This window comes from Streptomyces sp. NBC_01255 (assembly GCF_036226445.1).
In the GTDB taxonomy this organism is placed as follows: Bacteria; Actinomycetota; Actinomycetes; order Streptomycetales; family Streptomycetaceae; genus Streptomyces.
This window is the reverse complement of the sequence record NZ_CP108475.1, coordinates 37,730-49,067: the sequence shown is the minus strand read 5'-3', so window position 1 is coordinate 49,067 and position 11,338 is coordinate 37,730. Positions and strand designations below refer to the sequence as shown.

Sequence of the window (11,338 nt, the reverse complement as noted above, 5' to 3'; positions counted from 1 at the left end):
GCCTGCTCACCGTCTGCTCAACCGGCGACAGGATCCGGCTCTGCCGGTGATTGGGCACCCTCCCGCTCAGGAGTGACCCGACTGCTCTGACCTGTGCTTCTAGTGGTGGGTCACTGTTTGGGTCACCGGCGGAACAGCAACCCACGCAGTGACCCAAACAGTGACCCACCACATCGCCGGCTTCCTCGGAAGGCGGCCACCGGACAGCCAGGGCGAGTGCGTGGCCCGTCTGTGATCACGGACGGGTGAGCCGTGGCCAAGAGAGCGCGCGGCGCCCCGGAGCCGGTCGGGAACGGAAAAGGGTGGGACCACCGGCTCGGCGGTCCCACCCCTTTGCGGTGATGGGTCAGCGGCGGGTGGCCTGCACCATACGAATGGCCTCGGAGGTCTCCTCTTCCATGGCCCACCCGTGGTCCACGAGGAGAGCCTCAAGCCGCTGAATGGCTTCCTCGAGTCCGGAGTGGTCACCCAGGAGAGCCAGGGCACGGAAGCGGTGGCGCCAGAGCTCCTCGCGTTCCCGGGCTACCTCCAGGCCGCGGCTGGCGGCCCACAGCGCGCCCGGGCCGTCACCGGCTTCGAGGTACCAGTTCGCCAGCAGGCTGGCGCTGTTGACGACCTTGTCGTTGATGTCCTCCACGATCGGCTCGGCCCAGCTGTAGTAGGTGGAGCTGACGCCGGAGAAGGGGCGGCCGCGGACGAGTTCGAGCGCGCGGCGGAGCAGCCCCTGGCCTTGGTCGCGGGGGACCTGGAGAGCAACGTCGTTGAGGAGCTGGAACTGGATCCAGTCGCACTCCACCCCGACGAGCCGATGGCCTTCGGTGTGCTTGGCCATGCGCCGGAAGAAGGGCTGGCCCTCATCGTCGAGGCCGAGCCACCGCCGCACATCACGCAGGCGGGTGTTGCGGGTATTGGGGTTGGTCAGCCCGCCGCGAGGCGAGAGGACCTCGTCGATCTGAGGGGCTGTGGCGCCGGGGTGAAGGACGAGGTACGCGGCCAGTTCCATGGCCCGGGTGCGGCGGTTGGAGTCGACCGTGCCGCGGGCTCCGGTGACCTCCACCGTGCCCAGGATGCTGACCACGGGCCGGTCCTGGGGGAAGTTGACGTCCGGTTGCTCTGCCCCGGGTGAACCGGCTGCGAGCGCGACAGCGTTGGCGGGAGACTGTGCTGGGGGAGTGGACGGGACTGGGCTGGGCAGCCGGACACTGATCTGTGGCAGCGCTCGCGAGGAGGGGAGGACCACGTGCCCCGGCGCTGCGGAGGCAGGCATCACCGGCACTACCGGAATGACGCCAGCGCTGCCGACGGTGGCACCGGCAGAGGGTGCGGAAGGAAGGGCGGTCGCCGAAGCCTCGACAACGGTTTCGCCGTCGGCCTCAGACCGGTCCTCCTCTTGATCTTCTTCCTCACCCGCGTCTTGAGGATCCTCGTCGAGATCGGCGAGGACTGACAGCAGACTCGTCGCCGCCCTACCTGTACCCGGGCCCGGCTCCGGTGAGGGAACGGTGGCCGTGGCGGTCTCGAGACCGGGGAGGAGCTTGGCCAGTGGGACAGGTTCTGCGGCAGGTACGCCGGTGGGGGAGTCCGCTGTCACCGCGAGCGTGAGGATGTCGGCGTACTCGTCGTCGCTGCACATCGACAGCACGCAGTGCAGCGAGGTGTTCGGCACTGTAAGGACGGGGGCATCGGTGTCGATCTCCCACACCTCATTGGCGGCCGCACGGGCGGGCTGCGCTCCGCTGGTGATCACCGCGGTGGACGACAGAGGCTCGGCGTCCAAGATGTTGTCCAGCCGGCTGACGGCTTCGGGAGCAGGGCAGGTATCGAGATCGGAGAGCACCACCAGGGGCTGGAACTCCTCGGCGTCGTTCGACACACGGGCGTGGAACAGATCCGGCAGATCCACATCGGCCATGAGCTGCTGCTGGTCGGCGTGGTGTGCACCCGCTGCGGCGGCGGCCGATTCGAGGTCCTGATGCGGCTGGACCCGCTGGGCGTCGAGCAGCGACAGACCCGGGGCGGTGTCCTCACCCGCGACCAGGACATCGACCTGGCCCAGCGGAGACAAGGCCAGCGAGATGCCCAAGGTGCGCAGCATCTGCAGGCGGCGGCTTCCCGTCAGGTGCAGCGCACCGAACTCCTCCAGGTCGATGAGGAGGACGCCGCCGTTGGTGTCTTCCCCCAGTTGTACGAGTCCCGGGTACGGAGCGGCGACCTCGGCAAGCTCGTCGTTGTCCATGAGCTCGGTGGAGCTGGCCGGGCACCACCACAGCTCTGGCCGGTCCTTGACGGCGGTGAACGGAGCCACCGCCTCGAGCGGGTTCTTGGCATCGCTGTTGTCCGTGGTCTCGGACAGGTGCAGCAGGATGCCCTCGGCACCCAGTTGAACGGCCGCCAGAGGCGGCAGCGCCCGATCCTCGGCAGCAAGGCGGGAGGCGAGCGTACGCAGCGCGGTGTCCAGAAGCAGCAGTTCCGAGGTTGAGTCCATGCTGCGCAGTGCCTGCTCGGTGACCGCTGCACGACCGGTGGGCATCACGATGGCTGTGCCGTTTTCACGGCGGCGCCGCTGCAGGGTGCGCCGTCGCCGGAGCATCAGTACCACGCCCCCCGCGACCAGAGTGCCCCCCGCTGCGGACAGGAAGATGCCGGCGGAGTCGTTGGCGCTCGGATCGACGGCGGGCACTGGAGTTCTCGTGGCGCTGGGGGTGGGGACGGGGGCCGGGCTGGTCGGGGGCTGAGCGGTGGGGGAAGGAGACGGGGTGGCGGCGGGCGGGGCGTCCTGGTCGGCCTCGGAGCCCGCTCCGGGGGTACTCGGGGATGGCAGCTCCTCCGAGGGCTGGGTGTCCTCGGTCGGAGCGGGTGTCTTCGGCTTGGCCGTGCTGCGGTCCGGGGCCGGTGCGCTGGGGGTTTTGGTTCCGGGTAGGTCCAGCACTTGGCCGGGGAGGATCACGTCGGGGTTGTTGAAGGTGCCGCCGCCCGGCATCGGTTCGCCCTTGTTCGCCTCGTAGATGGCGGTCCAGTTCTCGGGGTTGCCATGTGCGCCGGCGATCTCCCAGAGGCTGTCACCTTCGCGAACCGTCACTTCGGTCGGCTGCTCGGTACCGGCTGCACCCGCGGGGAAGCGGCTGTCACTGGTGTCCCCGGCCGCCGGACCTGCGGTGTGCTGCAGCCCGGGCTCCGTCCCGGACACCACCGTCTGGCTCGCCGCAGCGTTGGCGCGGGTGGCCTCTCCCGTGCGCTGGTGAGTGCTGCTCCCTTCCTTCACCGTGTGCATGGTGGGACCTGCGGCAGCCGGGGGCGTGGTGTCTGTGGGGGCGTGGGGGAGAGCGAGGATCCATCCGGGCTGGATCGGGGCGTCGACATTGAAGATGGTGCCGTCGGCCATTCGCTGGCCTTCGTTCGCGTCGGCGATCTTCGTGTAGAGCTCGCCGTGTCCGTAGAGCTTCTCGGCGATGCTCCACAGGCTCTCGGCCGGCCGCGCGTCGCGGACGGTGTACGTAGGCGCTGCCGCCCGCTCCGTACCGGCCGTCTCGGCGGCGCGCTCGGACGGTGCTGCCGTCGTCACAGAGCCCGGGTGGACGATGTCAGCCGCCGCGGTGGCGGTGATGGGCGCTGCGAGGGCGGGGGTCGCGGAGGCGAGGGTGCTGGAGGCGAAGAGAACGAGAACCCCGGAAACGAGCGTGCCGGCGGCACGTTGTGACAGGCGCAGTCCGGGAAGGGCTGGGGCGCGGCGGCCGCGGAGTTGGGCGGGGATCTCGAGCAGGACGGAGAGGGTGAAGCTGGCCCAGGCGATCCAGCCGATCGCGCACAGGGCGAGCATGAAGGCGGCGCCGGTGTCCTGGCGGGTGAGCAGGTGGGCGATGGCGTCGGTGCCCTGGCCCCAGACGGCGGTGGTGGTGGCGTAGAGGAGCCAGGGCAGGCCGGCCAGGAGAGCGGTCAGGACGACCGTGGACACCAGGGCGCGCAGCAGGCGCCGCCCGAGGGAGCGGGGAGCGGGCATCAGCGGTCAGTCCTTCACAGGTCGGGTCGTGCCGTGTAGCAGGGTCGCGGAGCTGCTGGCGTGGACGGTCCAGGTGTTGGGGACGAACACGCCTTGGTAGGTGCCGGTCGCGCGGATAGTGATGCGGCGGCCGTCACCGGAGACGGTGACCGTGCCGTGGACCCCGGCCTTGCTGAGGTATGCGCGGGCGGCGGAGGCGGCGGTCTCGGGGTCGGCGACGACGCCTTCGCCGGTGACGGCGCGGGCGGGGTCGATGGCCTGGGCGGCTGCGCGGGCTGCTTCGGTGGCGATGCCGTCGGTGCGTTCGTGGGCGCGGGTGACGCCGAAGGCGTCGACGGCGAGGAAGCCTCCGAGGAAGAGCAGAGGGACGGTGATGATGGCGACGAAGGGGGAGATCGCGCCGCGGTCGTCTTTCCAGTTCCACCGTCTGGGGTGCTTGGGGCTCATCCGCGCTCCCGGTAGGCGTCGACGATCGAGGTGAAGGAGGAGGTCATCGTGCGTACGTCGGGGCCGCCGCCGAGGAGGAGCAGGTCGCCCAGGGGGACGGTGCACGAGACGGTCACGGTGACCGAGGAGACCTGGCCGAGCTCGGCGCCCAGGCCGCTGGTGTCGGTCGTGACACGGGTGGCGGAGCAGGCCTGGTTCCGCTCGCCGAGGGCGTCGGCGGCCGCGCGGCGGGCGGCTGACTGTCCGGCAGCGGGGGTGCGTTCGAGGGAGGCGGCGCGGGCGGCGGCCTGGGCTGCGGCGTCGGTCTTCTGCCCGGCGAGGGAGAGACGGGCCCCGGCCATGACGACCAGGGCGATCGCGATCAGGAGGGGCACGACGATGACCGCCTCAATTGCAGCGTCGCCCCGGTCCGCGTCGTGTCGCACGGATCGACGAAGGCGGTGGAGTGGGCTGCGCATCATCGGCCTCCTGCGGCGGTGGTCCATCGCTCGACGGGCCCAGACGCGGAGGCGGTGACCGGCCAGCCGCCCATGCCGGGGAGGAGGGAGATCGCGCGGCCCTGGACGGATATCCGGATGCGGTCGGCGGTGCTGCCCGTGGTGGATACGTGGCTGTCAACGAGGAGGTCTCCGCCGAGCGTGTTCACCGCTGCGCGTGCCTTGGCCGCCCCGTCCCCTGGCCCTGCCCCGTACATGCGGCCTGCGGAGACGCCTTCGCGGGCGGCGGTTGCGGCGACGTTGTGGGCGTAGGCGACGAGGAAGCCCTGCACCATCGCGAGGATCAGCAGGATCACGACCGGGAAGAGGATCGCCACCTGGAGCGGTGCCGATCCCCTGTCCCGGTCGGCGGGGTCGAGGGCGGTGAACACGAGGCGTCTGAGTTCTCGGGGTTCAGCCGCCGAGGATGCCGCTGAGCTTGCCGTTGGCCCGCGAGTAGGCGAGGGCCAGGCCGCCGGCGATGATGACGGCTCCGGCGACGGCGGCGACGATGATCACCACGGTAGAGATCGGGCTGTCGCCGCGGTCACCACGGGCCTTGGCGTCCTGGTGGGCTTCTTCGAGGCGCGAGCGGATGGCCCAGGCGCGGGTGGTCACGGCGGCCTGGGCGCGGAGCAGCGGGCTGGTCTTCATGAGGTGGGTTCCCCCTTCGGGTGGTGGCGGGTGGTGTGGGTCAGATGGAGAAGATGTTGAGGACCGCCGGGAACGCCATCGCGATCATGACGATCACGGCGAGCAGGGCGGCGGGGGTGTGGAGTTTCTCGCTGTCAGCGTTGGCCCGGGCGGCCTCAGCGGTCAGGAGTTCGTTGGTGAGGCTCTTGGCTCGGTTGCGCAGGGTGTCGTAGACGGAGGCGCCGTCGTCGGAGGACAGCCGCATGATGTCGGCGACGTCGTTGAGGACGGGCAGGCGTAGCTGGGTGCCGAGGTCGGCGAGCGCCTGCCACGGGGAGGACTTCTCCGTACGGGCGCGCAGGAGGGCTTCCTGGAGTCGGGTGAAGGCCCAGCCGTGGCCGATGCGGGCGGCGTCTTCCAGGGCCTGGTCTGCGGCGACGTTGGAGGCCATGCGGGTGGCGACCAGGTCCATCCAGGCTGCGGCGGCGTGGGCGAACTCGGTGCGGGCCTTGGCCGCTTCGCTCGCGACGGCCCAGTCGGGCACGAACCACAAGACGGCGGCGAGCAGCAGGCCGGCGACGGCGGGGATGAAGAAGGGGACGGGCAGGCCCATCAGGAGCCAGGCCACGGCCGGGACGAGCGGGACGAGAAGCCCGAGCAGGGCGAGGGCGGTCTTGTTGGTGAAGAACTGCTCCGGGGTCTGGTGGAGCAGATCGAGGTCGGCGCTCGGCACCCGTCCGGGCATCCGTTCCGCAAGACCTCCCGCCCACGCGGCGCCGGCGGCGTTCGTACGGCGGGCCTGCTGGTCGCCGGGGCGGACGACGGGCGGGTCGAGGCGGCGCAGTGCCGGCCCCAGGCGGGGTGCGGAGGGCACGAGTTCGCGCACGAGGAGGGCGATGCCCGCACCGGTGGCGGCGCCGCAGATGATCAAGGCGGTCTGGCTCATGGGGCCGGCACCTCCGCGGGTTCGGCGGGGCCGGGCTGTTTGACCTGGCTGCGCGGGTCGTTGATGAGGAAGCGGGGTACCGGCTGGTGGCTGGCGAGCTTGCGGGTCCACCACAGGACCGCGGCGAACGCGGCGCCGAGCAGCGCGAGGACGAGCTGGCCGAGGAGGGTGGCGTACGGGGCGGTATAGGGGATGAGGAAACCGACCACGACCAGGGCCATGCAGATGAGGGTCATGGTGCGCATCGCGGTGCGGGACTTGGCCCGGTCGGCCTCGATGCGGCGGCGTGCGGCGACCTCCTCGCGGACCTGGGCGGCGACGTCTTCCAGGACCTGGGCGAGGCCGGGGCCGGGGTCGACCGCGCACAGCATCAGGGCGGCGCAGGCCTTGTCGCCGGTGACGTCGTCGAGACGACCTGCGAAGTCCCGGAGCGCGTCGACAGGGAGCCAGCCGGCCTTCAGCTTGTCGGCGAGCTCGCCGACCTCGTCCTCGATCGCCGGGGGCGGGTTCTTCCGGCTGGTGATCAGGGCCTGTTCCAGGGCGAAGCCGAGGCGGAGGATCTCGGACAGGCGCTGGGTCCAGTCGGCGAGCGCCTCCAGTTTGGCGATCCGGCCCCTCGCGGAGGTCGCGGACGACAGAAGCCACGGCACCCCGATCACAGAGCCGCCAAGGAGGACCGCGGCCACGAACACGCCGGAGACCAGCCACACCACGGCCGTCGTCGCTCCCGCGGCAACGAGCAGGGCGCGGCGGCGGGCGGCGCGCTTGGGTCCGTCGGGGCCGCCCGACCACTGCGCCCGCCACCGGGCCGTACGGCCCTGGCCCTTCGGAGCGGTCGTGCCGATCGTAGCGACGGCGGCGGCCACGAGACCGCCGGCGAGCATGGCTCCACACAGGGTCCACCACAGGGCGCCCATCACAGCCCCCTGTTCCAAGCCGCGGCCTGGTCGAGGACGTGGGTGGAGAAGCCGGCCAGCTCCAGACGCCGGCGCGAGCGCGGCGAGAGCGGGGCGGCCGGGACGGCGCGCAGGTCTTCCTCGGAGGCGGGGCGGAAGATCTCGTTGTAGGCGGGGCGGCCGTTCTCGCCGATGCCGGTGATCTCCCACACGTGGCTGACGAGACGCCTGGGGGCTGGGCCGGACTCGTCGACGGACATGAAGACGACGAAGTGCAGACCGTTGGCGATCTGCCGGTAGGCCAGCTGCTCGGAGAAGTTGCCCCGGGCCAGCAGGTACAGCTCGGCGATGCGGTCGAAGACGACGTGCGGCTCGGAGGCGTGCATCGTGCACATGGAGCCGGGCCGGTCACTGGTCAGGGCCTGCATCATGGCGGTGATCTCCGGGCCCCGGACCTCACCGACGACGACGCGCTTGAGAGACATGCGCTTGGCCCGATACATCAGGTCGAGCAGCGTGATCTCGCCGACCGCACGGCCGTCGACGCGCTCGCCGTTGGACTCGCGGGCCTCCATCGGCACGACCTGCGTGTGGTAGCCGTTCTGGTGGGCCCACAGCTCGAACTCGGTCTCCACCGTGCCGAACCGCTCGTGCCGCGGGATCTCCCGCAGGAGCGCCCGCATCAGGGTCGTCTTCCCCGACGACTGCTCGCCCACCACGATCACGTTCCGCCGGGCCCGTACGCAGGCGCGCAGCAGACCGGCGACAGTGGTGTCCATCGCGCCGGCCGTGACGAGGTCGTCAAGGGTGGCGTTCTGCAGACGGTGACGGCGGATCGTGACGAACGTCCGCTCCCCGGTGATCTCCGGGTGCAGCGCCTGGAGCCGAGAGCCGTCAGGCAGGCGGATCGCGGCGTCAGGGGACGCGGTGGAAAACGTCCGGCCGGACTGACCGCTGGCGCGGATCAGATCACGGACGAGCTCCTGGAGCTCCTCCTCCGATTCGGCGACCGGCTCGGCCGCGACGGGCTCACTGTCGCCGCTGTACTTGAGGAACACCCGGTCGTGGCCGTTGATCCAGATGTCCTCCACCCGCTGGTCGTCGAGATGGCGCTGGAGACGGCCGGAGCGGAAGAGCATGTCGAAGACGAGCGCGGCCAGCTGCTGCTCCTCGCCGGCCGTGACCGTACGAGAGGTCCGGGCAGCGTCGCCCCAGACCGCTACCCGCTCGTTGATCAGAGCGCGGGCCCGCTGCTCACGCACGGCGCCGACCAGGCCGCGGTTCAGCTTCGCCTCAGCCAGGAGCAGGTCGTTGACCTGCCGCTTGATCTCACCAGCCGCACGGGCGTCGACCCTCACCTGGGGTGCGGAGACCGCGTTGACCATTGTCGGCGCGGCGGCCTGCCCACCACGGTGGGGGGCGTAGGCGGCACCCGGCAGCCCCGGAAGCGTGACGGCTCCCATCCCGGGAACGTGAGCCGGAGCCTGAGACGGAGCAGCGGGCGGAGGGACGGCAGCGGGGTACATCGGGTCAGCGCGCATCAGTCACCGCCTTCATCAGCCGCTGTTGCAACGGGGAGGCGACCCGCGCACGCCGGGAGGCGACCTGCTGTCGAATCGGGGTCGACGCGTCACGCGCGGCACTCATCAGCTTCGACGTCATGAACCCACGGCCCTCGGACGCGCCGTCGGACAGCACGGCCGCCTCCTCCGGCCGGTACGGCAGCGCAGCGACAACCCGCACGCCGAGCTCGTCCTGGACCTCGCGGGGGCCGTAGGGGCCCTGTCGGATGAGGAGGATGCCGAGCGCGCCGGCTCCCTGGCCGGAGTCACCGTCCATCAGGGTGCGCAGGGCCTGGATGCGGGAGCGGGCGGCGTGCATGCTGCGCAGCGTTCCGCGCATCACCACCAAGACCATGTCCGCACGCAGGGCGAGGACACCGGGCGGGCCGAACGCGCCGGAGCGTCCGAGGTCGACCAGGACGTCGTGGCCGTGGGTCTCGATCCCGGTGAACAGGTCGGCGAGCTGTCCCCATACGGGGGCGAGGCTGGAGGCCTGGTGCAGCGCGGTCAGGCCGGGCAGCAGCAGCCGGTTGCGCTCCGATCGCTTCTCGTCGTTCTCCAGGGCGATCAGCTGCGGCCAGAACGCCGTGACGAGATCCTGCGTACGGGAGGACTCCGTCAGATTCCGCAGGCCACGGTCGGCGACCACGGTGCTCTGGAGAGCACCTGGCAACACGGCGCCACCGTCCGGGTCGCACTCCGCAAGGACCAGTCGTCGGCCGGCTTCGAGCGGCCAGGTCCGCAACAGTGCGAGCGCCGTACTCGTCGCTCCCGGAGCGCCCGGGAGTCCGACCAGGGTGATCACGGCCATCAGGACTCTCCCGGTCCGTCGACGACGAGCGCGACGTTCCCGGTCGCGGCCTGCGCCGCGAGCGCGGGCCCGAACTGCGAGGGCACCGCGACGTCGACGACCTGCTCGCCCGTGGTTTGCTGCCGCTCTCCCACCCGCACGACCCGGGCGGCGATCTGCTGCGGGGCGGCGTCCTCACCGGCTTTCTCTCCGGCGATCTGGCCGTCGGCGGGGGTGGAGACGACGAGGATCTTGTCGCCGGGCGAGAGACGGCTCGCGGGCATCTGTGACGTCTTCAGCCCGATGCCGACCAGCCGCTCACCCGGCTTGACCAGAGTGCGAGTGGTGACCTGGCCCTGCGTCAGCAGTGCGCCCGGTGTCAGGGCGACTGAGGCCCGTTTGCCGACTACCTTCTCCCGCTCGGTGGCAAGGACCGGCTTCAGCGCCGGGTCGAGCTGGACTTGGGCCTCGATCAGGTCGGAGTCCTTGATGACGTCCCCGGCCTCAACGCCCTTGGCCACGGCCAGGACGGGGGTGCGTTCCCCTGTCGCCTGGAAGGCGAGGAACCCGCCGCCTCCGCCGGCCGCGATCAGCGCGATCGCCAGCGCGTACATGCCGGGACGCCGCCTTCGCGCCTTGAACCCGACTGCCGCACTCGGGATCTGGGAGTGCGTCGGCTGCGCGGGGACCTGGCCCGTGCCGGCCGGAACCGCCGTCTTGCTCACGATCTCTCGCCTTCGCCTTCTTCGTTGGAACCGACGGGGTGCTTCAGCTGCCGACGGCTTGGAGCTCGCCGACCCGGATGTCCACGGCACTCTGCCGGGTCTGGGACATTTGCCCGGCCTGCCCGGTCGTGGCCTGCCAGTCGATCGTCCAGGTCGACGTCGCGACCACGTGATACGTCCCGGAGCCGGCAGTCGACGGCTTGGCGTATCGGTGACCGCAGTCCGGCGAAGACTTCGTGCCGTAAGAGGCCTTGTAGGGGGTGCCGGGGGTGGTGCAGGTGACGGTCTTCCCGTCGCCCATCTGCCACACGATCCGCGCCACCTTCGCCGTCGCGGTCACCGTGATCCCACCCGCGGACGCGGAGGCGACGTTCGGCCCGTACGTCTCAGGGCCCCGCTCCGTCCACAGATAGACCGGCATCCCGACCAACCCCATGCCACCCGGCTTCGGTGTGATCCCGATCTCCGGGCCGCGCAACACCATCTGGTCCACGGCCTGCCGGGCCAGGACGGCTGGGTCGACAGCGGCCGCGCCAGGGGGAGCGGCAGCCCAGACGTTTCGCACGAATGTCGTGGGGCTGGGGCCATCGTTGAAGGTGCACCGCTCCTCGTAGACTGCGCCGTCCCCGGGCGTGTGCCCTTCCCAGTCCAGACTCCCAGCGGGCGGCTGAGGGTTGAGCTTCGTGTACGTGCATACACGCTGGGTGGCTGGCGTCTCGCCGCTCTCTCCCCCGCCTCCCCCCGAGCTCCCGCCTGGGGCCGGTGAACCGCCACCGTTGCCGCCGGAGCCAGGCACGTCGACTTCCACCTCGCAGAAGAAGGGGCCGCATTTCGTACCGCCCGTTCCACCGGGGTCGTCTGCGTAA

General features: G+C 71.0%; 11 protein-coding genes. All 11 read right to left on the bottom strand.

Going from position 1 to position 11,338, the window contains the following annotated elements:
* Nucleotides 1–346: 346 nt before the first annotated feature.
* The 11 genes from OG357_RS38240 to OG357_RS38190 all read right to left on the bottom strand — a co-directional run bounded on the left by OG357_RS38240 (nt 347) and on the right by OG357_RS38190 (nt 10,893).
* Complete coding sequence (locus OG357_RS38240) at nt 347–3,997, bottom strand: LysM peptidoglycan-binding domain-containing protein (RefSeq protein ID WP_329625879.1); 3,651 nt, start codon at nt 3,995–3,997, stop codon at nt 347–349.
* A 6-nt stretch (nt 3,998–4,003) separates the two neighbouring features.
* Complete coding sequence (locus tag OG357_RS38235) at nt 4,004–4,444, bottom strand: pilus assembly protein TadG-related protein (RefSeq protein WP_329625878.1); 441 nt, start codon at nt 4,442–4,444, stop codon at nt 4,004–4,006.
* Entirely contained in the window at nt 4,441–4,869 is a 429-nt protein-coding gene (locus OG357_RS38230; protein WP_329625877.1) for a TadE/TadG family type IV pilus assembly protein, read from the bottom strand. The genes OG357_RS38235 and OG357_RS38230 overlap by 4 nt, the downstream gene beginning before the upstream one ends.
* A gap of 32 nt (nt 4,870–4,901) precedes the next feature.
* Complete coding sequence (locus OG357_RS38225; protein ID WP_329625876.1) at nt 4,902–5,312, bottom strand: TadE/TadG family type IV pilus assembly protein; 411 nt, start codon at nt 5,310–5,312, stop codon at nt 4,902–4,904.
* 22 nt (nt 5,313–5,334) lie between these two features.
* Nucleotides 5,335–5,574, bottom strand: coding sequence for a hypothetical protein (locus OG357_RS38220; protein ID WP_329625875.1), 240 nt, complete (start codon nt 5,572–5,574; stop codon nt 5,335–5,337).
* Nucleotides 5,575–5,614: 40 nt separating this feature from the next.
* Nucleotides 5,615–6,499 (bottom strand): type II secretion system F family protein, encoded by an 885-nt coding sequence (locus tag OG357_RS38215; protein ID WP_329625874.1) that lies wholly within the window; start codon nt 6,497–6,499, stop codon nt 5,615–5,617.
* Nucleotides 6,496–7,416: a type II secretion system F family protein gene (locus OG357_RS38210; protein ID WP_329625873.1), complete on the bottom strand. Its 921-nt coding sequence runs from the start codon at nt 7,414–7,416 to the stop codon at nt 6,496–6,498. The genes OG357_RS38215 and OG357_RS38210 overlap by 4 nt, the downstream gene beginning before the upstream one ends.
* A complete protein-coding gene (locus OG357_RS38205; protein ID WP_329625872.1) occupies nt 7,416–8,858 on the bottom strand; it encodes a CpaF family protein in 1,443 nt (480 codons plus the stop codon). The genes OG357_RS38210 and OG357_RS38205 overlap by 1 nt, the downstream gene beginning before the upstream one ends.
* Nucleotides 8,859–8,925: 67 nt before the next feature.
* On the bottom strand, nt 8,926–9,768 hold the full coding sequence (locus OG357_RS38200; protein ID WP_329625871.1) for a hypothetical protein: 843 nt from the start codon (nt 9,766–9,768) through the stop codon (nt 8,926–8,928).
* Nucleotides 9,768–10,472 (bottom strand): SAF domain-containing protein, encoded by a 705-nt coding sequence (locus tag OG357_RS38195; protein ID WP_329625870.1) that lies wholly within the window; start codon nt 10,470–10,472, stop codon nt 9,768–9,770. The genes OG357_RS38200 and OG357_RS38195 overlap by 1 nt, the downstream gene beginning before the upstream one ends.
* A gap of 43 nt (nt 10,473–10,515) precedes the next feature.
* Nucleotides 10,516–10,893 (bottom strand): ATP/GTP-binding protein, encoded by a 378-nt coding sequence (locus OG357_RS38190; protein WP_329625869.1) that lies wholly within the window; start codon nt 10,891–10,893, stop codon nt 10,516–10,518.
* Between the last annotated feature and the right edge of the window lie 445 nt (nt 10,894–11,338).